This window comes from Pseudoalteromonas sp. SCSIO 43201 (assembly GCF_023716725.1).
Lineage (GTDB): Bacteria > Pseudomonadota > Gammaproteobacteria > Enterobacterales > Alteromonadaceae > Pseudoalteromonas > Pseudoalteromonas peptidolytica.
On the sequence record NZ_CP072683.1, the window covers coordinates 2,649,713 to 2,670,147 of the forward strand.

20 protein-coding genes and 1 pseudogene are annotated in these 20,435 nt (G+C 41.7%); 5 read left to right on the forward strand and 16 right to left on the reverse strand.

The annotated features are described in order from the left end of the window. The first annotated feature begins 207 nt into the window (after positions 1 to 207). Together J8Z24_RS11360 and J8Z24_RS11365 are read left to right on the forward strand one after the other, a co-directional pair. Positions 208 to 1,014 carry a cytochrome C assembly family protein gene (locus J8Z24_RS11360; RefSeq protein WP_125254077.1) on the forward strand — a complete coding sequence of 269 codons (807 nt, stop codon included), beginning with the start codon at positions 208 to 210 and terminating at the stop codon, positions 1,012 to 1,014. 68 nt (positions 1,015 to 1,082) lie between these two features. After that, the gene (locus tag J8Z24_RS11365) at positions 1,083 to 2,360 is read left to right on the forward strand and encodes an HlyC/CorC family transporter (RefSeq protein ID WP_252094704.1); all 1,278 of its coding nucleotides are present in this window, start codon (positions 1,083 to 1,085) and stop codon (positions 2,358 to 2,360) included. Positions 2,361 to 2,852: 492 nt separating this feature from the next. Here J8Z24_RS11365 and J8Z24_RS11370 read toward each other — a convergent pair whose 3' ends face one another. The 13 genes and pseudogenes from J8Z24_RS11370 to rluD form a co-directional block, all read right to left on the reverse strand. Beyond that, a complete protein-coding gene (locus tag J8Z24_RS11370) occupies positions 2,853 to 2,999 on the reverse strand; it encodes a hypothetical protein (RefSeq protein ID WP_176033666.1) in 147 nt (48 codons plus the stop codon). 99 nt (positions 3,000 to 3,098) lie between these two features. Beyond that, on the reverse strand, positions 3,099 to 3,971 hold the full coding sequence (locus J8Z24_RS11375; protein ID WP_252094705.1) for a trypsin-like serine protease: 873 nt from the start codon (positions 3,969 to 3,971) through the stop codon (positions 3,099 to 3,101). Between the two features lie 123 nt (positions 3,972 to 4,094). After that, the gene (locus J8Z24_RS11380) at positions 4,095 to 4,412 is read right to left on the reverse strand and encodes a hypothetical protein (protein WP_167508208.1); all 318 of its coding nucleotides are present in this window, start codon (positions 4,410 to 4,412) and stop codon (positions 4,095 to 4,097) included. 180 nt (positions 4,413 to 4,592) lie between these two features. Then, complete coding sequence (locus tag J8Z24_RS11385) at positions 4,593 to 4,769, reverse strand: hypothetical protein (RefSeq protein WP_167508207.1); 177 nt, start codon at positions 4,767 to 4,769, stop codon at positions 4,593 to 4,595. A gap of 80 nt (positions 4,770 to 4,849) precedes the next feature. After that, positions 4,850 to 5,185 (reverse strand): hypothetical protein, encoded by a 336-nt coding sequence (locus J8Z24_RS11390; RefSeq protein WP_176033673.1) that lies wholly within the window; start codon positions 5,183 to 5,185, stop codon positions 4,850 to 4,852. A gap of 113 nt (positions 5,186 to 5,298) precedes the next feature. Then, positions 5,299 to 5,838: a hypothetical protein gene (locus J8Z24_RS11395; protein ID WP_128731392.1), complete on the reverse strand. Its 540-nt coding sequence runs from the start codon at positions 5,836 to 5,838 to the stop codon at positions 5,299 to 5,301. 395 nt (positions 5,839 to 6,233) lie between these two features. After that, positions 6,234 to 6,317, reverse strand: a pseudogene (locus J8Z24_RS21840) (transposase); the annotation flags it as partial. Between the two features lie 30 nt (positions 6,318 to 6,347). After that, positions 6,348 to 6,956, reverse strand: coding sequence for a transglycosylase SLT domain-containing protein (locus tag J8Z24_RS11400; RefSeq protein WP_125254238.1), 609 nt, complete (start codon positions 6,954 to 6,956; stop codon positions 6,348 to 6,350). Positions 6,957 to 7,072: 116 nt separating this feature from the next. After that, a complete protein-coding gene (gshA, locus tag J8Z24_RS11405; protein WP_252094706.1) occupies positions 7,073 to 8,650 on the reverse strand; it encodes a glutamate--cysteine ligase in 1,578 nt (525 codons plus the stop codon). 118 nt (positions 8,651 to 8,768) lie between these two features. Further along, positions 8,769 to 9,704, reverse strand: coding sequence for a zinc-binding dehydrogenase (locus J8Z24_RS11410; RefSeq protein WP_252094707.1), 936 nt, complete (start codon positions 9,702 to 9,704; stop codon positions 8,769 to 8,771). Between the two features lie 151 nt (positions 9,705 to 9,855). Next, entirely contained in the window at positions 9,856 to 12,429 is a 2,574-nt protein-coding gene (gene clpB / locus J8Z24_RS11415; RefSeq protein ID WP_147388836.1) for an ATP-dependent chaperone ClpB, read from the reverse strand. A 90-nt stretch (positions 12,430 to 12,519) separates the two neighbouring features. After that, on the reverse strand, positions 12,520 to 13,236 hold the full coding sequence (gene pgeF / locus J8Z24_RS11420; protein ID WP_176033670.1) for a peptidoglycan editing factor PgeF: 717 nt from the start codon (positions 13,234 to 13,236) through the stop codon (positions 12,520 to 12,522). Position 13,237: 1 nt separating this feature from the next. Next, positions 13,238 to 14,215: a 23S rRNA pseudouridine(1911/1915/1917) synthase RluD gene (rluD, locus tag J8Z24_RS11425; RefSeq protein WP_147388834.1), complete on the reverse strand. Its 978-nt coding sequence runs from the start codon at positions 14,213 to 14,215 to the stop codon at positions 13,238 to 13,240. Positions 14,216 to 14,338: 123 nt separating this feature from the next. On the opposite strand from rluD, the gene J8Z24_RS11430 reads away from it, so the two are divergent. Beyond that, a complete protein-coding gene (locus J8Z24_RS11430) occupies positions 14,339 to 15,103 on the forward strand; it encodes an outer membrane protein assembly factor BamD (RefSeq protein WP_128731386.1) in 765 nt (254 codons plus the stop codon). A 67-nt stretch (positions 15,104 to 15,170) separates the two neighbouring features. Here the strand turns inward: J8Z24_RS11430 and glnB are convergent, their stop codons facing one another. Then, on the reverse strand, positions 15,171 to 15,509 hold the full coding sequence (gene glnB / locus J8Z24_RS11435; protein WP_010371023.1) for a nitrogen regulatory protein P-II: 339 nt from the start codon (positions 15,507 to 15,509) through the stop codon (positions 15,171 to 15,173). A 137-nt stretch (positions 15,510 to 15,646) separates the two neighbouring features. Between glnB and J8Z24_RS11440 the strand changes: the two genes are divergently transcribed. Together J8Z24_RS11440 and J8Z24_RS11445 are read left to right on the forward strand one after the other, a co-directional pair. After that, on the forward strand, positions 15,647 to 16,183 hold the full coding sequence (locus tag J8Z24_RS11440; protein WP_225740684.1) for a GspH/FimT family pseudopilin: 537 nt from the start codon (positions 15,647 to 15,649) through the stop codon (positions 16,181 to 16,183). A gap of 160 nt (positions 16,184 to 16,343) precedes the next feature. Further along, complete coding sequence (locus J8Z24_RS11445; protein WP_176033897.1) at positions 16,344 to 16,850, forward strand: GspH/FimT family pseudopilin; 507 nt, start codon at positions 16,344 to 16,346, stop codon at positions 16,848 to 16,850. A gap of 29 nt (positions 16,851 to 16,879) precedes the next feature. Here J8Z24_RS11445 and J8Z24_RS11450 read toward each other — a convergent pair whose 3' ends face one another. After that, a complete protein-coding gene (locus J8Z24_RS11450) occupies positions 16,880 to 17,317 on the reverse strand; it encodes a type IV pilin protein (protein ID WP_176033896.1) in 438 nt (145 codons plus the stop codon). Then, positions 17,304 to 20,429 (reverse strand): pilus assembly protein, encoded by a 3,126-nt coding sequence (locus tag J8Z24_RS11455; RefSeq protein WP_194086967.1) that lies wholly within the window; start codon positions 20,427 to 20,429, stop codon positions 17,304 to 17,306. Before J8Z24_RS11455 ends, J8Z24_RS11450 begins: the two co-directional genes overlap by 14 nt. Between the last annotated feature and the right edge of the window lie 6 nt (positions 20,430 to 20,435).

Below are 20,435 nucleotides of genomic sequence, written 5' to 3' on the forward strand. Positions count from 1 at the left end.
TATCGGTTCCAAAATCTCGAAATTAACGGGCATTATACTGATATGCGAGCGACTAATACAGTATTCAAGCTGATTGTTCTGCTTTTTACGCTTTGATTGCACTAAAATAAGAATAAGTTAATAGATTGAAATAAAACTCTATGCAAGCGAAGTGGCTTTAAATACAATAGCCATAAAGGAAAACCAAAAAATTGAGCATTTATCTTTATGTTGATTGTTAGCTTGTCATTAATCGCCTGCCTTTTTTATTCCATGGCCACCAGCCATGTTTTGTCGCGCTTATTTGACAAACAAGGACCTAATCAAAAGAAGACTTTAATACTAAGTACCGTTGCTATTTTGACCCACATGCTTGTGTTGGTAAACTCAGTATTTACTCATCAAGGTCAAGACCTCAGCACGGTAAATGTCGCACTATTAACCTGCTGGGTTATTGTGGTTTCAGTAACCACGGTATCCTTACGTTTTCCTGCAACCTTACTGCTTCCCGTTGTGTATGGATTTGCGGCGATTTTACTCTTAGCTAGTCTGTTTATCCCGCATCATATTATTATGGATACCATAAACGTAGATATTGGCTTAGTGCTACATATTTCATTATCACTATTGGCATACTGCGTACTTATTATTGCGACACTTTACGCTATCCAGTTTATGTTTATCGATAAGCGTCTAAAACAAAGAGACTTGGCCATTATGACTAGCCACTTACCACCGCTTATGCAGGTAGAAAGGCAGCTTTATCAGCTATTGTTTGTGGGCACTGGACTACTTACGCTAGCTTTGGCTTCTGGTTTTTACTTTTTAGACGGCATGTTCGCCAAAGAGACTATCCATAAAACCATATTGTCTATCGTGGGCTGGCTTATCTATGTAGTAATAGCTTTTGGACATCGTGTGTTTGGATGGCGTGGTAAGCCGGTTGTTATCTCTATCATCACCGCTTCTGGTGTCGTTACGCTTGGGTACTTTGGTAGTCGCTTTATACAAGAAGTGATTTTAGGCAGGTTTTAAACTTTAACTTGACTATCGTAACTCACTAACGCTTAATACGCTTTCGTAAGTAAAAAAGGGATCCACTGTTGGAAGACATATCGACCAGCGCCTTGTTTATTATACTCGGTGTGCTCATTTTGATGTCGGCTTATTTTTCTAGTTCAGAAACCGGTATCATGTCAATCAACCGTATTCGCCTGCGACATCTTGAAAAAGAGAATCACCGTGGCGCGAAGCGTGTAAGTAACCTCCTCAACCGTCCAGACAGACTGATTGGTCTGATCCTGATCGGAAATAACCTTGTCAACATAGCCGCCGCTCAGGTCGCAACAATTATCGGATTACGCCTTTATGGCGACATGGGTATTGCTGTCGCGACTTTCGGTCTTACACTTGTGGTGCTTATTTTTGCTGAAGTCACACCAAAAACATTAGCTGCGCTATATCCAGAAAAAGTCGCATTCCCTAGCTCTGTTATTCTTAAAGTATTATTGAAAGTACTATTCCCTTTGGTTGTTGCAACCAATTGGATCACCAACGGCATGCTACGTTTGGTTGGTATCACACCACAAGAAATTGAAGAGCATAGTCTCAGTAAAGAAGAATTAAAAACCGTGGTGAATGAGTCCAGTGCAATGTTGCCTTCCAACCACCAAAATATGCTGACTTCTATTCTCGATTTAGATCATGTTACTGTGGAAGACATCATGATCCCACGAAGTGAAATCAATGCCATTGATATTAACGACGAGTGGAAAGACATTGCCCGTCATTTAACCAATGCTCAGCACACCCGTGTACTACTTTACCGTGACCAAATTGATGATGCAGTAGGCTTTATTCATGCCAGAGATGCACTACGCCTACTGACCAAAGAACAATTTGATAAGCCATCGCTACTGCGAGCAGTGCGAGAAATCTACTATGTCCCAGAGAATACCTCGTTAAATACTCAGCTCATCAAGTTCCAAGAAGCAAAAGAACGCATCGGGCTTGTGGTTGACGAGTATGGTGATATTCAAGGCTTAGTAACGCTTGAGGATATACTTGAGGAAGTTGTGGGCGACTTTACGACAACGCAGACGCGTGCACCGAGTGAAGACGTCAACATGCAACACGACGGCACAGTAATGGTAGAAGGCAGTGTCAACATTCGTGACTTAAACAAAGAGATGGATTGGGACTTACCTACAGAAGGCCCTAAAACCCTAAGCGGCTTGATTGTCGAGTACCTCGAAGACATTCCTGATGCCCCGCTAAGCTTACGTGTCGACAACTATCGTATGGAAGTGGTTGAGATCAAAGAGAACATGATTAAGCAAGTAAAGGTCTCACTAGAGACTGAAGCAACAAAATGCAGCTAATACTAAAAGGCGAGCTAGTTAGCTCGCCTTATTTGTACTTAGCTGTATCTGCTAGGCTTTGTTACCATACTATCAAAAGCCATTACTGCAGGAAGTCAAAAGGCCCAACCAAGGTGTAACGCTCGCAATACCAATGCCACATCACCTTAATCACTACAATGAACGCATTTAGGCTAATTAATCGCTATTTTTTGTAAAGTAACGCGTGACTAACGAGTTAACTGAGTATAGCGTGACAGTTGTTAAGGCAGAGACATGACTTGCTCTGATAATCTCTATTCAGCCACTTGTTAGAATTCTCATGGTGTGTCAACAAGCTCTCATTCAGTGCTGTAACTGTAATGAGCATTTCAACAGTGCCGGGAAGTAAGTATCTCTTATTTTTGTATTTCTTTCCTCCTCAGAATTGCTGGTAAATTCAAATACGCTAATCCTTAAAGTCCCAGTATCAGGCAGGTCTTCATAAAATGTGCCCTGGACGCCAAACTCGTCCTAGACTTCCCAGTTCGTGAGGATTTGAAATGAAATGGCATCTCGATAGTTGACTGTTTTCATATCTTGAATTTCTAACCCATTAGCAAATGGAGTGAGAGGTACAAACAGAAAAGATAAAATACTCATACGTAGCATTTTTATCATAAAGAGAATCCTAACGCCGCTTTAAGCGGCAAGTAGTAGCTTGTCAAAGTATGAAATGAAACAGATCAAACTGTTTCGAGTCCAACTTAAAAACCCTTGCTAGGTTTTGTTTCTGTATGCCAAAATTGTTTTATCGATCCATTGATTGTATGACGAAATCCTGACAAATACGGAAACAGCGCCATACTTTCCTCCGACATACCCCTCTAAATCACCTTCGTACTCTTGCCAGCTTGCTAATCCGATCAGCAAAGGTATGCCATTTCGTATCATAATTGCAGGACCTCCACTATCACCAGAACCAACATTACCTTCTAGAGGAAGTGCATCATCAGCTTTATCGAACCGGAACATAAGCCAGCTTTCATTTGCTGACTCTATAATATTTTTATAATTATTGAGTGTTCTATTAGCTTGAGTTTCGTCTAGATCTGTAAACGGAGATCTTATCGTGTTTGAAATACTTTCCCAAAGAGAAGGCGCTTTAGTTGTCAATATTTCTCCCGTCAGACCTGTGCCAGTTGCTCCCCTACCAAATATCGTGACTTCCTCACCTATTTCTTTATTATCATAGTATCGAGATATAGGTTTTAAGTGTTCAACTGGTTCAGCTAATTTGAGTAGCACTATATCATCTCGACTGCTCAAAAAATCTATTAATGGCTTAGCAGCTCCTGGCCCCCAATTACCTGGATCTTCTTTGTATCCATGATGAAAGATAACCCTTTCAATTCTATTTTCTACGCCGTGCAGCATTATAGGTTTATCGTGATAATCGTAAAAGACTACATGCGCAGCAGTGACCAACCAGTATTTATCAATAAGAACAGCAGCTCCTTCATGCGGCATATCAATAAAAAAATCAGGGTTCTTTTTAACTTCATACATTTCTGGCTGAACATCATGTCGTTTAACAACTGCAGGGCAAGCGAATGAAATTATAAGGAATGTAATAGTAAGTATTTTAATCATGCTTATTCCTTTGAGTAAGTACTGACGCGTTAATAAATGGCGTAAAATAGCTGGCTTTACAACGCAAAGAGTGAGCGCAAGCCTACGGTTTTACGTCCACTTTTTAATTAACTTTTTATATTCCTAATATTCTTCGCCTTCATCACCAATGACTTTTGCACTAAGTAGCTGAGCTAGTTTTTTAGCTTTTTTAATTTGAGCCTTATCGCTACCGAAGGTGATACTGCCATTAGTATAACTAAAGTTGTACTTTCTTCTTAATATTGGGCTCGTCCAGATGCAACTGTTTGGTGTTTGAATTTCAATAGCTTCTCCCGTCTGTGGGTTCGTGGTTATAGCAACATGCTGAACCGTTAACGATGAGTCACTTTCACAAATTGCGAGCCATTCGGTCTCAGAGATTTGGTTTTCACGCTCAATATGTAAGGTATAAGACGCCACAACATTCCAACTTGTTAAAATGTAAGCACAACTAAAAGCTTGAGTATATTTGCCTAGAAACATGACATCCTGTTACGGGGCTGATAATATTTGACTAAAATGTGTAGCGAGGCGAACCCGAACCAAATGCTAGCAGTCTCACTTGAACAGCTCGTTATGTCATACTTAGCCACGAGTTAATTAAGCGAATAAATTTTTCAGCCAGTCAAAAGTAAGTGCGGTGGTAAACACTTTTAAAGCGATTAAACCAATAAAAACAAATACGAGACCAACCTTAATTGCTTTGCTGTCAATCTTATTCCAAAACAATAATTTAGCTTTTGCCTCATTTTTTAATTCATTCATAGCTGCTTTCATAAAGCTCCTTTTTATTTAATCTTATATTAATTTCTGAGCTTATTTTCCGTACAACATAACCCTTGCTGTAAACGGCTTTGTTAACTGTACTTTACCAGAACTTCTTTAGCAAACCGATAAAAACAAACTGCGGCTAATAGTGTGAAAATGGAGGGTATAAGAAATACCGAAACCTCAATTAAGCCAAGCTCTTCAGAATTCTCTACAATTGAGCTCGCTACAAACGAAGAGAAAATTGTAGCAACAATAGAGATTTTAACTCCTTTGGCATGCTTACTTTTTGTAACTTTATCGAGCTTAACAAATGCGAAGAGTACTATGAAAAGAGCAATTAAATAAGTAAAAGTATCTACTATCATCACTGCTAACTCAGCCAGTGATATCCCATACATATTTTTGATAATTTCTACGAACATTTCCACTACTCGGTTTTCCTTGTACAGCTAACGCTAAGATAAGCGGAAAAATACAGTTCGACTAAACTGCCCGGAGCGCTAGCCAACTGTAATTTTTCCGTTTGAGCACCTTATTAGCTTTCTTGCATTAATTTTGAAAATTCAGGGTGATTGACTGTTGCTTTAATTAAATCTTGTACTGCTGGGGATAAGGCATCTGCTGTAGCATTACACGCAGTGATTGCGTCAAAACCACTCTTAAATGAATATTTATTATTAACAGTTAAATTAGTTCCATTCGTTGATTTCAATTTGAGACCAATTTCCCAATACCCACTGGTTAAACCTGAAATTGATGAAAATTCAATTTTTGTAATATCACCCGTAATTTTAACATTATCTTTTGAATATTTATCAGCCATCTTCAATTCATCATTGAAAGCTTTAGTAATAAATTGCGGAATCGATAAACCATCCGCAGGTTCAATTGGCCCCATTAGACGACAATTTGAACTAAATTTTGCAGGTTGATTTAATGATGCAAATTCGCCTTTAATCTCCGTTAGACTTTTTAAAGTTTGAATATTATCTACAGAAACAGCGTAGCGTGGCGGTTGCATTGTTGAACACGCACTTAATGCTAAAATACTTGCTGCTAATACTACTTTTTTCATTTTTCTGCCTTTTTGTTTTTCGAATGTATGATTAGAACCCGATTGAAAACAACGCCCCTAAAAGCGGCGGTTAATAGTTGGCTAAAGCTGGCGGCGAAGGAGCGCGAGTCTGCTGTTTTGTGTCCTTGGCTTTACAGCATTGTTAACTTTTTGTTTTTGCCACATATTCTTTAATATCAAAAGTTTCAAATTTCTGTTGAATATGTTGCTCATCAGAATACTTATCAATGTAATTTGCACATAATATTAAGCTAACTGGGCATAATATTATACTTTAAATCTATAGGAAGTAATATTTGTAACGTCTGGATCATAAGGAATTGTGTAAAAAGCAAGATAACTTTTAGGGTTATCAAAGTGAAATAGAAATGATAGCCTTTTTCTATCTCACTTCATTGAACCTTATCGAGCGTACCGGCAGGGATTAAACAATATAAGTGAATATGCTGACTTAAATTTTGCCTCCAAGTATGCGCTATCACCTTTTCTAAAATAAGGAAAACACGCCTCTAAGAAAATAGCCTTTCGAACCAGTTTTTATCTAAATCATCTTCACAGCGTTTTAGCTGAACGGCGTATCTTGCCGCGCGATGTTTCACTTTATTAGCGACCTGCATGAGCCATTTTTTCTTTTTATAGGTGCCACGGCGATAGCCACCCCAACCTTCATGGTAATTTAAATATTGCGCATAAGCATCCCACTTAGACACACCATTTACTTTATTGGTTTTGTAAACGAACCAAGCCATAAAATCGATAGCATCGTCGAAGTCATCACGATCTGCCCCAGAATTACCCGTTTCTCTAATATAGTCTGACCAGGTGGGAGTTTTGGCCTGAGAATAGCCATAAGCTGAGCTGGCACGGCCAATGGGAATAAACCAAAGGAAATATTCCATCGGAGGTGCAGCATCATGACGAAAAGAGCTTTCCTGAAACATCATGCTCATCAGAACATGTTTGGGCGATCCCCATTTTTCTTGGGCATCTCGAGCGTCATAGTACCAATCTTCTTTTTCCTCAAAAATCTTGCAAATATCATGAGGTTGCTTTGGTGGTGCAGTCGCACATCCAGATAAAACAGCAATAAGACTAACTAAAATTAATTTTTTTTGCATTTTTTTCGAAACCTAATGAACTTTAACAATTTGCATTGGTCTGAACTTATGAATGCAGCAGTTTAGCATTGTTTCATCCCTGAAATTTATTTGCGCAGCCCTATGGCTGCGCTTTTTTATGCTCGAGAAAAATAATCATCTAAGAAACTGGTAAAATCAACTGTATCACCAGCTCTTACTGCTTCTTCATCCTCAAATGATTGCTGCGCAAATGCTGCAAGTTCTGCTTCATCATAGTAACCATATTCTACGTCTTGATGCAGCTGCTTATAGTTGTTTGCAAGCTCAAGTCCCATTGACCCCTGTTCAAGGGTTCGGTTTTGTAATTGCGATAGCAACTGTCCTGAAAAGGTCAGTGCAGGTGCCTCTATCGCGCGCGATAGCTTTTCAATCACTTCTACGTAAACAGATTTACCACTATTAGAATCTAACATCCGTGCGACACGACCTAAATCAGCGAAGATCTCTGACCCCCACTGCTTTACTGTGACTGGTACACCTTCTCTTTCCAATTCAAGCTCAGTACAGCGCCCTTGGTTTACTACCTGACGTAAGTTTTTACCTGCTAATTTTTGCGCATCAAAGGTCAACTCAGCACTTGGCTTTAATAAGCAGTAAGTTAAGAAGACATCCAAGAAATGAATTTGTTCAAGGCTAATACCGGTATGTTCAAATGGGTTAACATCTAAGGCACGGATTTCGATGTACTCAATGCCACCACGTTCTAGTGCCTGAGTTGGCGTTTCACCCGATTTCGCATTACGCTTTGGTCTAATTGGCGAGTAGAATTCGTTTTCTATTTGTAGAATATTACGATTTAACTGCTTTGGCTCTGCTGCACGGTAGTCTGGGATCTCATGATATAAATCAGAGCGACATCTAATCGCTTCTCTAAGTCCAGCGATATACTCATCCAAGTCGTTATACATCACTTTCAGCGAGCTTTGCGCGCTATTGGTATAACCTAAATCACCTAGTCTCAACGCAGTACCATATTCTAAGTAAATAGCACCGTTTTCTAGTGTCTTAAATGGTAGGTCGCTTTTCTTACCTTGCAAAAATGATGGGCACAGCGCCGGTGAAGCACCAAAGAGATAACTGATCAGCCACATTTCACGCTTAAAGTTGCGAATTAAGCCTAAATACTGTTGTGAGATAAACGTTTGCTGAGCTTGTTTATCTTCTGATATGGATTGCAGGCTTTGCCATACTTGCTCGGGAAAAGAGATATTAAAATGCACCCCGGCAATGGCCTGCATCATACTACCATAGCGGTTTTTTAACCCTTCACGATACAGCGTTTTCATCTTCCCAATGTTGGAAGTACCAAACTGCGCCAATACAATATCTTCTTCATCTTCAATGAAGCATGGCATAGATAAAGGCCATAATAACTCATCGCCCATATTGGCTAGCGTAAATTTCTGTAAATCAGACAACTGCGCTAGCGTCTCTTCAGGATTTTCACTGACTGGAGTAATGAACTCTAATAAGGATTCAGAGAAATCCGTGGTAATATGACCATTAGTTAGAGCATGGCCAGTCTTTTCTGGATGTGGAGTTTTTGCTATCTTTCCTGACCCTTGGATCCTCAAGGCCTCTCTCTCGATACCCCTTTTGATACCCTTAAAAGCGCCGCGATGTACACCGCCAGACAACAAATCCAGCTTAGTGTTTAAGTCTAATTGTTTCAAAAATTCTTCCTCGAACCTACAGGCCAATTTCAAGTTTATGGGGTCGAAATTAGTTTATACCAAGGGTGTTGATAAAAAGAGTGAGGCTCACTGTCCATCACTGCCTATCTCACCACGGTCAGGCTTTAATAATAACTTTACCGACATATTGCGCATTTTCCATATAAGCATGCGCAAGCGCAATGTCTGCCAGATCAAAATAATGACTCACATTGATGTTGATTTTGCCAGCTTGGTACGCCTGATACAAATATTTCAGGTCATCTAAATCAGGCGCAACCAACATTCCCTGTGCCGTTATCCCTTTTATCGTGGCTTGCTCACAAATAAGTGCCTTGGTCACACTGGGGACTGTAACTAATTGTGAGCCACTGCGAAGTGCATTCAAACACTGTAGTGCTATTTCACCACCAATCAAATCTAATAGGTCGCATTCAACATCACACTGATAAAATTCATCGTAACTAATCGCGGTAACATTTAGCTGAGCCAATAGTGGGTGTTCTGCACGAGTGGACACAGCAACTACGTTACGTCCTTGAAGTTGTGCTAATTGAATAGCTAAGTGGCCAACCCCCCCAGTAGGTGCCAACACATATAAGGGACGCTCGTACTGGGAAAATTTATCAAGGGCTTGCTTTGCAGTTAAGCCTGCTAAACATAGACCAGAGATCGCTAGACTTTCTTGCGCTGAAACCGCTAATAATTCAGTTTCATTGGCAACCACATAATCACTGTAGGTACCAGGGTTGTTTGCAAAACCAACCATGCCTATAACATGTTGACCCACTTGAAGTTGTGTACCAGAGTCAGATACTCCCACCACTTCGCCAAATAAGTCATACCCCAAAGGTAGAAAGGTACCTGCCTCTTTTTGTTCTGCAACATAGCCTAAGCCTTGTCTTGTTTTAAGCTCGATTGGGTTAACACTGGTGCTGAGTACCCTCACCACTACCTGCCCGTTGTTAAGGGCTGGCAAAGTACGAGTGAGCGGACATAATTGGCTGCTATCACCAAATTCATAAACACCGTAAGTAGTTGACTCATTTATCATAAGAGATTCAGTTTTAGAGAGAGCTTGTTGTTTTTTAGAATACGCGAAAGAAGACGCAATTTACAACAATGAAAAACGCGCTTGCCTTACTCCAGCAAGCGCGTTTGTATACTGTTAGTGGTGGATAGTTTATGCTTTATCCAAATCTCGGTTAATGATTAAAAACGATTTGGTCATCCACTACATCGACTTTGATAGTATCTCCTGTCACAAATTTACCTTGTAATAAATCCTGTGCCAGCGGGTTTTCAATGTACTGTTGTACAGCACGTTTTAATGGCCGCGCACCATAGACTGGATCAAAACCACTTGCAGCAATTTTATCAAGCGCAGCGTCACTTAGTTCAAGCACAAAACCTCTTTGCGTTAAGCGCTGGCTTAATCGCGCTAATTGGATACTCGCTATCTCTTTAATATGCTCATTAACTAACGGGTGGAACACAACGGTTTCATCAATCCGGTTTATAAACTCCGGTCTAAATTGATTTGCCAACACTGCCATCACCCGCTCTTTAAGTGCGGCATAATCATTACTACCGGCCTGCTCTTGAATTACATCTGAGCCTAAGTTTGAAGTCATGATGATCACTGAGTTTTTAAAGTCTACCGTACGCCCTTGTCCGTCAGTTAAGCGACCATCATCCAAGACTTGCAGTAAGATGTTAAACACATCAGGGTGAGCTTTTTCTACTTCATCAAGTAACACCACTGAGTACGGACGGCGACGCACCGCTTCAGTTAAATATCCACCTTCTTCATAACCAACGTAACCCGGAGGCGCACCTACCAACCTTGCCACCGAATGCTTTTCCATAAATTCAGACATATCAATCCGCACCATGGCATCTTCGGTATCAAACATAAAGTTGGCTAATGCTTTGGTTAGCTCCGTTTTACCAACACCAGTTGGGCCTAAAAATAAAAACGAACCAATTGGACGATTAGGATCAGCAAGCCCAGCTCGAGAGCGGCGGATAGCATTGGCAACCGCATTCACCGCTTCATCTTGACCAATGACCTTTTTGTGCAGCTCATCTTCCATTTGGAGTAATTTTTCACGTTCACCTTGAAGCATTTTAGCCACCGGGATCCCTGTCCAGCGAGAGAGAATTTCAGCAATTTCATCTTCGCCAACCTGATTTTTCAGTAGACTCATTTCTTGCATCTCTGCTTGGGATGCCAAGTCAAGCTTACGCTCTAGTTCAGGAATACGGCCATATTGCAGCTCAGACATACGTTGTAAATCACTTGCTCGGCGCGCGACTTCCAAATCTAACCGCGCTTGCTCCAGCTCCGCTTTTATCACTTGTGTACCCTGAAGCGAGGCTTTTTCAGCGTTCCATACTTCGTCTAGCTCACGATACTCCATTTCTAATTCATTGATGAGTGCTTGCATCTCGGTTCGACGCTTTTGGCTGGCTTCATCTTTTTCTTTGGCCAGTGCACTGTCTTCCAACTTCAGTTGAATAATACGACGTTCAAGTCTGTCTAATTGCTCCGGCTTTGAGTCTATTTGCAGTCGAATTGATGAACCGGCTTCATCAATTAAGTCAATGGCTTTATCTGGAAGCTGTCTATCCGTAATATAACGGTGTGACAGGTTCGCCGCAGCTACGATCGCCGGATCAGTAATGTCGACTGAATGATGAAGTTCGTAGCGCTCTTTTAAGCCACGGAGTATGGCAATAGTGTCTTCAACGGTTGGCTCTGCGACAAATACCTTTTGGAAGCGGCGCTCAAGTGCAGCATCTTTTTCAATATATTGTCGATACTCGTCGAGCGTCGTGGCTCCGACGCAGTGGAGCTCTCCACGCGCAAGTGCAGGTTTGAGCATATTGCCAGCATCCATTGCACCGTCGGTTTTTCCGGCCCCAACCATAGTGTGAATTTCGTCAATAAACAGAATAACTTGCCCCTCTTCTTTGGCAAGCTCGTTTAACACCGACTTTAAACGCTCTTCAAATTCGCCACGGTATTTAGCACCAGCGACTAGCGCCCCCATATCCAGTGATAGTACACGCTTATTTTTCAGCCCTTCTGGCACCTCACCGTTGATAATACGTTGTGCAAGTCCCTCAACGATAGCTGTCTTACCAACACCCGGTTCACCGATAAGTACAGGGTTATTCTTAGTACGGCGCTGTAGCACCTGAATGGTGCGACGAATTTCATCATCGCGACCAATTACCGGGTCTAGTTTACCTTGTTCGGCTCGCTCAGTAAGGTCAACGGTGAATTTCTCAAGTGCTTGACGTGTATCTTCTGCATTGGGATCGTCAACCTTCTGCCCGCCTCGGATCGCTTTAATCGCTTGCTCGATTTTTGCTTGGGTAATATTCAAAGTTTTGAAAATTTCACCCAAAGCTCCTTTGTCTTCAACTGCCGCAAAAACAAAAAGCTCACTAGAAATATATTTATCTTTGCGTTTTTGAGCGTATTTATCACATAGATTGATAAGTGAAATCAGGTTATTCGAAAGCTGGACATCTCCACCTACGCCTTCAACCTTAAATAATTTTTCAATGGCTTGAGATAGCTTGGTATTGAGTTCATCAGCGCTTACACCTGCTTGCGCCAATAACGCTCGTACACTTGAGCCACTTTGCTGTAGCAGAGCGTACATTAAATGAACAGGTTCAATAAATTGATGGTCACGCCCAAGCGCGAGTGATTGCGCGTCAGAAAGCGCAGCTTGAAATTTGCTTGTAAATCTATCTAAACGCATGATTTATTTACCCATATAAAATATTGAATTACTTTATTTATGGGTATTAGTGGAGCGAAGATCAAGCGTTAAAGTAATAATTTAACCTGATTATTTGCGCCAAATCAAAGTCGCCATACGGCCTGTTATGTTGTCTCTACGATAAGAAAAGTACAGCTCAGGCAAACTGACTGTACAGTGTCTCTCGCCGTAGCATTTTGTAACACCTTGTTGGCGCAATAGTGTTTCAGCAAGCGCAAAAATATTACCAAGGTACTTACCCTTTTTTGTAGCTTTAAAGGCCGTACTTTTTTGTGCTTCGAACGCATTTACTACATCTTCACCCACTTCAAAAGCATCAGGTCCTATTGCAGGGCCAAACCATGCGTGAATTTCTTCAGGGGCACAACGAAACTTAGCAAGTGTATTTGCAATAATACCAGCGGCGAGCGGCTTCCAGCCACCATGGATAGCTGCTACTTCTTCGCCATTTTCTGATGCCAACAAGATCGGCAAACAGTCTGCCGTCATGATAGCTAGAGGCGTTTGCCGTAAGCGCGTATAGAGTGCATCTGCTTGATGGACTTGCGCCGCCTCAAACTGCTCATCAACCACCACAACCTCAGCGCCATGGACTTGTTCAAGCCAAACAATGGGGTTGGCAACGTAACCATGCAAGATTCGACGGTTTTCTGCAACATGTTCGGCATTATCGCCAACATGAGAGGCAAGATTAAAACTGTCGAAAGGCGGTAGAGAAACACCACCTTCGCGCGTTGTCGATAGTGTCCCAACAAGTTGAGAAAGTGGCCACTGAGCTAGCTGCATCTTACAGCGTCAAGTCTGGGTTTTCTTTGGTGTCCTCTCTTAGCGCCGTCACCAGATTTACCATATCTTCAGGCACTGGCGCTTCCCATGTCATCATCTCACCCGTAATTGGGTGAGCGATACTCAACTTTATCGCATGTAGCGCCTGACGTTTAAATGCTCTTAACTGCTCTGTAAGCCCTTGAGTGGCATTTCTCGGTGGACGAGGACGACCACCATACAACTGATCGCCAATCAGTGGATGATTTAAATATGCCATATGCACACGAATTTGGTGCGTTCTACCGGTCTCTAGTCGCAGACGAAGCCGAGTGTGTGCACGGAATTTCTCTGCAACACGATAATGCGTAATAGCAGGTTTACCCATTTCATGTACCGCCATATGCGTACGTTTTGTAGCGTGGCGCCCTATTGGCTTTTCAATCATGCCACCAGCTGTCATGGTACCGTTACAAATTGCTTCATACTCACGAGTGAAGTTTTCACGCGCCTGTAAGTTTTTCACCAAATGTGTTTGCGCTTGAATGGTTTTCGCCACAACCATTAGACCGGTCGTGTCTTTATCGAGACGGTGAACAATACCAGCTCGAGGTACGTTAATAATTTCTGGGTGATGGTGCAGCAGAGCATTTAATACTGTGCCATCGGGGTTACCGGCTCCAGGGTGAACGACCAATCCCATCGGCTTATTTATCACCAGAATATCATCATCTTCATAGACGATATCTAGGTCTATATCTTGCGCTTCGTATTCACGCTGGGCTTCGATAACCGTTTCAATGGCGACGCTTTCACCACCTAATAACTTTTCACGAGGCGTGTTGAAAACTTCACCATCGACGGTGACCTTATCTTCAAGGATCCAAGTTTTTATTCTTGAACGAGAAAAATCCGGGAACAATTGCGCCAATATTTGGTCTAGACGTTTACCACCGAGTTCGACTGGAACCTCCGCTTGGAGGGAAATTTGCTCTGACATCTGAAACTTTACCTAATTTACCAGTGCAAGCCGTGCTCGACTGGGTTAGAATCGTATAAATGCATAGTTTACTCGGTTTTGCCGAGTTGGCCTAGCCGAAGAAAACAAAGGTAGTAAAATAAAATGATTAAAAACTTAAGGACACACGCCTTTAGGCTGGCGTTAGCCGCGTCTGTTTTAGGTTTGGCAGCCTGTTCATCCGCACCAGAACAAGAAGATATAGAACGCGTACCAAACAAATCTGCACAAGCACTGTATGAAGATGCAAAGCAAACTTTAGATTCAGGTCTTTATGCACGCGCCATTGAGTTACTTGGCGCAATTAACGCAAGATACCCTTTTGGGCCATATGCAAGACAAGTTCAAATGGACTTAGTTTATGCTTATTACCAAACAGGTAACACAGATCAAGCACTAGCGACAATTGACCGCTTTATCCGTTTAAATCCAAACCATAAAGATCTTGATTACATGTACTACATGCGCGGTCTTGTAAGCATCAAAGCTGATGAAAACGCATTTCAGGAGTACTTTGGAGTGGATAGGGCTGACAGAGACGCAAATCGTACTCGTGTAGCATTTCAAGATTTAACCACACTCGTTAAAAATTATCCCAACAGTCCTTATGCACCAGAAGCCAAAAAGCGCATCGTCTGGCTATTAAACAAAATGGCGCGTTATGAATTAAAAGTAGCTGAATATTACTTTGAACGTGAAGCGTACCTTGCAGCAGCTAACCGAGGTAAATATGTGGTGGAACACTACTCACAAAGTAGTTACTTAAAACAAGCTTTTGATATTATGGAAAAGAGTTACCGTAAATTGGGGTTACAGGATCTTGCAGAAAACGTAAAAAAAGCAAAATCAGCTAACCCACGCAGTAAATAGATACACTAGTCAGTCGCGACTACATACTGGTCGCGACTGACTACACTACAATAGCCGACTCACTGGCTTAAATCGCTTCTTCGTCTTCTTCACCGGTACGGATCCGCACCACACGCTCAACATCAGTCACAAATATTTTGCCATCGCCAATTTTGCCTGTTTGTGCTGTTTTCAAGATCACTTCAATGGCTCTATCAACATCTTCGTCTGCCGTGACTATATCAAGTTTTACCTTGGGCAAAAAATCTACCATATACTCGGCACCACGATACAACTCAGTATGGCCTTTTTGACGACCGAAGCCCTTTACTTCACACACTGTCATCCCCGTGATCCCCACATCCGAAAGCGCCTCTCGGACATCATCTAGTTTGAACGGTTTAATTATTGCTTCTATTTTCTTCATGACTATCTCGATTCCTTTGGTATAGCGTCGATTTTAGACAATACACCTGTTCAAGGCAAACAAAGACATTGAAAGTTGAGGTGATTTCACGCAATAATACTAATATTAAATTATTAATTTTTGGTTGTGAGGCAGTAATGAAACAATCAGCGGGATTCAACCTGTTAGAACTTATGATAACAATTGCCATTTTAGCAATTGTATTAGCTGTTTCATTTAGCTTTGATGGCAACCTGTTGCAACGTGACCGCGCGCAATCTTTTTTACAAGAGTTACAGCGAAATATTGCCTTTGCTCGCGTCAAAGCTACAGCGTCTGATGAGATTGTCATTCTATGCCCAGCTCCCCCTGAAAGTATACAAAACCGGGCTCCGTTCGCTTGTGCAGATGATTGGGCAACAAACCGAATTTCCGTTTTTGTCGATAGGAATAATGACGGCCAATTTAACAATAATGATACGCTTCACAGAGTAATGGAAGTCGTAAATACCAGTGATAATATGGTATTTTCTGGCGATAATCGCCTAAGATTTGACTCTAGTGGGTTACTTAGTGGCGCAGCTACTGGTAATTTCACCTATTGTCCGGGCAGTGAAGATAACAATCAACAACTTAGCGTGTCTCAAGCTGGCACAGCACTCTATAGAGGCGATACTGAGGATCAGTGTAATTAACCTGATTTCGGAATAAACAGTGAGTTAATCAACTAACGTAACCAGGCAGCCTATTTTCTGTTTAGACATCATGTCAGTTAACTTGAAAGCTTTTCACTTTCCTTGTTTTTAGCCATAGTGACGCTACGCTCCTTTATATGATCATTTCGAGGCAAAGGATATGCGTCGTCAATTTGGTTTCTCACTTTTAGAAAGCTTAGTTTGCATCACCATTATTCTTATTGTTAGCGCGTTGACGCTACCATTTCTTAGTTCGTCGTTACGCGCTAACAATGCTGAATTTAAGTTAGAGGCATTAAGGCGTGCAATTAACTTTGCTCGTATTAAAGCTGTTGCTAATGATGCGACTGTCACACTTTGCCCCTTAAACAAAGACCGTTGCGACAAACGTGATTGGCATAAGTCTATTACGATATTTGTAGACTATTACCCTGTAGGTATTTTTACAGGTAAAGACGTTAAGTTAAGTGTATTTGACTCAACAACGCGTGGAGATACATTAGTTTATCCTCGCCATGCTGTGGTATTTCGCCGTTTTGGCCACCTTGCAGGGTTATATAATGGTACGTTTATTTACTGCAATAGTAGCAATACATCAGGACTTGCACTATCAGTTAGTTACACTGGACGTAGTACACTTAAAGATACTGAGAAGTGTAATCAATGAGGGAGTGACATCTCCCTCATGATGTGTGCTTATCGCTCCCAACAACGATCAATTTGGGCTTGCCCTACTACGCCAGCTACGCCACGCACACCAAGCTCGTCAATTGTTAGTGCTGGACATTCTTGGTCTCCTCTTACTGGGCCCGCAGTTGCAGTTGCAACAACCCTGAACGTATCTACAGTGACATTTTGTAAGGTAATAACAAAGTAACCATTACCTGTTTCCCGAGGTACTCCTATTGCACCTAAATCATTGGAGTAGCGACGATTATCAACAAAAAACTGTTCTTGCTTATTTGCTGCATCGAGCAACACAGCCATCGCCTCAGCACGTGCACCTCGTCTGACGTAGTCAGTATAATTAGGGTACGCTATAGCTGACATGATGCCAATTATTACCACCACTATCATGACTTCGATTAACGTAAAGCCCCGACGATTATGAGGTAGCCCGTTAATTTTTCTCATCACTTTCTTCCCGTTTATAGATGTAAAGCTGCCTAGTTCTTATTCCTGTACTTTTACTTTTAAAAATTTCGATTAAACCATTTTCTCCGACGACAGGAACCGGCTCACTCGGAATACTTGGTGGCGCAAATGGCGTACTTGCATCAGGACCGGCTTCAATACCAGGACCTGGGATATAAACCACGTTTTCTCTCACGATCATGGTCGGTGTATCAGGTAAGTCTTGTGATGTAATATAGGTTTTACCTGTTCCATAATGAAGATGAAACATATAAAGCTGTCCTTTACCACCTGTCAATGTGCACTGTTGTGTTGTCTGATCAGCTGGCGTGAAGGAAGTATAATATGCAACTCCACCAATAACTGTTGTCGCAGCTAAGGACTTTTCGCCGCCGGATAGCTGATATTTCCAACCTTTAAATTTACTAAGTTCTACCTCTAGGTTGATAAATGTATTTAGATCGCTAACAGCATTACCAAATGGGTCGTTTTTCATTTCCATTAACTCTTCAACCACAATGGGTTCGGGAATATCATTAACGAACGACTGTGTTTTGGTGTGTATATCTCGGATCATAAATAAATAGTCAGTCACACTTGAATCTGTTGGTTTGGAACGGTTGCCACTACCAATGACAATAGCGTCAAATGGCGTGTCTTTCCTATCGATTCGAGTATCATTAACATTGTCTCTGTTCACTGTCTTTGTGACTTGGCTATAGAATGTCCTTGCCACAGTCGGGCGATAGAAAAAACGCCTATCTTGATCAGCTGCGGAGCTGCCTAAACGGGCAAGCTCAAAGTGTGTCCAAGGCTCGTCGCTATCATTGGGATTTGGACCAGGAATATCAATTCTCCAAATACTACCTGCGGTGTCGGCCAAATATATTCTGTCAACAAAGCCATCATAATCAGAGTCAGTCAGTGTTGGCTCCGCTACGATACTATGCTTTCCTTTAAAAGCATCACCTGTTAGTGACCAAACAATATCAGCATTGCTAGACATAATATCAACCATGTAAAGCCCTACGCCCTTATTGTCTTTATCTTCTGATCTCGAGACATTATCTTTATTCGTGTTATAACCCGCGGCGAATATTAATACAGGCCTTTCTTTTTGTTTTTCAATAAAAGAAACAACCGGCTTCGACCACGTTTGTCCTAGGTGATTAAACTTGGTCTTGTCACCAGAAATAGGCCCACCCCACAATAATTTAGGCGAATCAGGGTCGGTAATATCAAAGCCATAATACTCATTCCCGCCGCGTCGCAAACCAACAAACGCCCAGACTTTATCACCATTATCTACTTTGTGGTTCTTATTTAGGTCATGAAAATAAGTCGTAATTGGACCATCGACCCCATAAATTTTTGTTTCTGGTTTTTGTGTCTTAACTGAGTTTAAGACTGGCAGCAGCTCTCCAGGAATAAACGCCCAGCTCTCACTAACACTATTACCACTGTCTTTAAACATATGCAGCATACCAGCATTCGTACCGACGAGAATACGGACGTCTCCATTACCATAGTCAACCGTAGCAGGCTTTGAGTGAAGTGGATCGGCGAAAATATCCGCTCTTCTTTCTGAGCGGTTACTGTCGCCATCATCATCGTCAACATCTTGACCCATCGCCCAATCAAAAACTTCTTGTAATTGGCCCTCACTTGCCCCACTCATCTCCATAGCTGAAGCTAAACTAGCATGATCTCCGTAGGTATTTTTACCATTAGTATAGGTAAAACTAACCAGTGCACTGCCACCAAAATCAGATAGTACTTTTCTGCTGATCTGATTTTGAAGCGCGTAATTTACTCCGCCTTTTTCTATATTGTTACCATCTTTTGAGCCTGGTTCAGACCAGTAGGTTGTAACGTTAGTTGAAATGGCTCCTTTGCTGTCAATTGCTGACGTTTTCTCTTGGCCAATTATCTTCTTGTTCTCAAACTTTAGCTTTTTTAAGTTACCACGCCAGCGTGTATGAGTTTCAGGCTTGAACAAAGTATAATAAAGCGCATCACCAGTTTGCGTTTGATCTTCTGCATTAGCAGAAACGGTTGGCGAGCTGAAGCTAGCGCTAATGTTACGAATGTTGGTGATGGTAGTTTTTAGTACGTCTGACAACTCATTTGCGCTATTAGCATGTAGGTATTGTCCACCGCCCTGCTCTGCGGTTTCAGCAAGTAAATCCTTACCTAGCTCTGACATCCCATTACCAAATCCAATGGTAAATACACGTGCAAAATCATGTTCATCTGGGGTAGTCGGATATAAGTCAACCTTTACCTGCGAAGTACCACGCATGGCTTTTGCTAATGCTGGTAAGTAGTTTCTGGTAACGCCAGAGCCTGCATTTACATCAAAATAATCCGGATATGCGCCATACACAGAATAATACTCATTGACTATGCTATTATTCGAGTCGGTATCACTAGTTGGATCGCCATCTGTCATCAAGATCAAATTTACAGATGTATCACAGCGCTCTTCTGCACCGGGCTGACGCTTAAATGCAGAAATGTAATCACCACCACTTTCAATACTTCTATCTCGGTCATAGCCACCATTCTCTCCCCAATATACATCTCCGCCTTTTAAGTAGTTATAAAGCTCCCACAGCGTTTCTGATAGCGGAGTTGACCCCGATGCTGGCAAGGCGTTTATTTTATCTACAATATCAGACTGGCTGCTGCCAATGCCATTTAAAATATATCCACCACTTGATGAATACAGACGAGATAAGCCAAATTGAATGTCATCATTCTTAGTTACTAAGTTACGCATGGCGTCTTTAGCAACCTTTAAACGGCTATCGGCACAACCTTGAACAGCTTGGTTATATTGGTTAGCTTGGTAGCAATTACTACCGTTAAAGCACTCGGCCTCTCGATAGCCATACCGCCAGCGCCCTCGATACCTGTAGGAGTAGCGTTCATAGCAGGTTTTACCATTTTGTGAATCCCAAGCCATACTGCCTGAGGTATCAAAAAGCATCAAAACTCTCGGCTGCTCCCGAGTTGACACATTGTGTTTAACATAAAGTTCTATATCTTCCGCTTTTGCAGTCTGTAGCACTATTGCTATAACGGTAATAACATAAAAGAGCTTATTCATAGTCTG

Coding starts and splice junctions, on each gene's coding strand:
- J8Z24_RS11400 (WP_125254238.1), bottom strand. CDS start 6,956: ATGCAAAAAAAATTAATTTTAGTTAGTCTTATTGCTGTTTTATCTGGA.
- rluD (WP_147388834.1), bottom strand. CDS start 14,215: ATGTCAGAGCAAATTTCCCTCCAAGCGGAGGTTCCAGTCGAACTCGGT.
- glnB (WP_010371023.1), bottom strand. CDS start 15,509: ATGAAGAAAATAGAAGCAATAATTAAACCGTTCAAACTAGATGATGTC.
- pgeF (WP_176033670.1), bottom strand. CDS start 13,236: ATGCAGCTAGCTCAGTGGCCACTTTCTCAACTTGTTGGGACACTATCG.
- clpB (WP_147388836.1), bottom strand. CDS start 12,429: ATGCGTTTAGATAGATTTACAAGCAAATTTCAAGCTGCGCTTTCTGAC.
- J8Z24_RS11430 (WP_128731386.1), top strand. CDS start 14,339: ATGATTAAAAACTTAAGGACACACGCCTTTAGGCTGGCGTTAGCCGCG.
- J8Z24_RS11390 (WP_176033673.1), bottom strand. CDS start 5,185: ATGTTCGTAGAAATTATCAAAAATATGTATGGGATATCACTGGCTGAG.
- J8Z24_RS11395 (WP_128731392.1), bottom strand. CDS start 5,838: ATGAAAAAAGTAGTATTAGCAGCAAGTATTTTAGCATTAAGTGCGTGT.
- J8Z24_RS11410 (WP_252094707.1), bottom strand. CDS start 9,704: ATGATAAATGAGTCAACTACTTACGGTGTTTATGAATTTGGTGATAGC.
- J8Z24_RS11370 (WP_176033666.1), bottom strand. CDS start 2,999: ATGATAAAAATGCTACGTATGAGTATTTTATCTTTTCTGTTTGTACCT.
- J8Z24_RS11360 (WP_125254077.1), top strand. CDS start 208: ATGTTGATTGTTAGCTTGTCATTAATCGCCTGCCTTTTTTATTCCATG.
- J8Z24_RS11450 (WP_176033896.1), bottom strand. CDS start 17,317: ATGAGAAAAATTAACGGGCTACCTCATAATCGTCGGGGCTTTACGTTA.
- J8Z24_RS11385 (WP_167508207.1), bottom strand. CDS start 4,769: ATGAAAGCAGCTATGAATGAATTAAAAAATGAGGCAAAAGCTAAATTA.
- J8Z24_RS11445 (WP_176033897.1), top strand. CDS start 16,344: ATGCGTCGTCAATTTGGTTTCTCACTTTTAGAAAGCTTAGTTTGCATC.
- J8Z24_RS11455 (WP_194086967.1), bottom strand. CDS start 20,429: ATGAATAAGCTCTTTTATGTTATTACCGTTATAGCAATAGTGCTACAG.
- J8Z24_RS11440 (WP_225740684.1), top strand. CDS start 15,647: ATGAAACAATCAGCGGGATTCAACCTGTTAGAACTTATGATAACAATT.
- J8Z24_RS11375 (WP_252094705.1), bottom strand. CDS start 3,971: ATGATTAAAATACTTACTATTACATTCCTTATAATTTCATTCGCTTGC.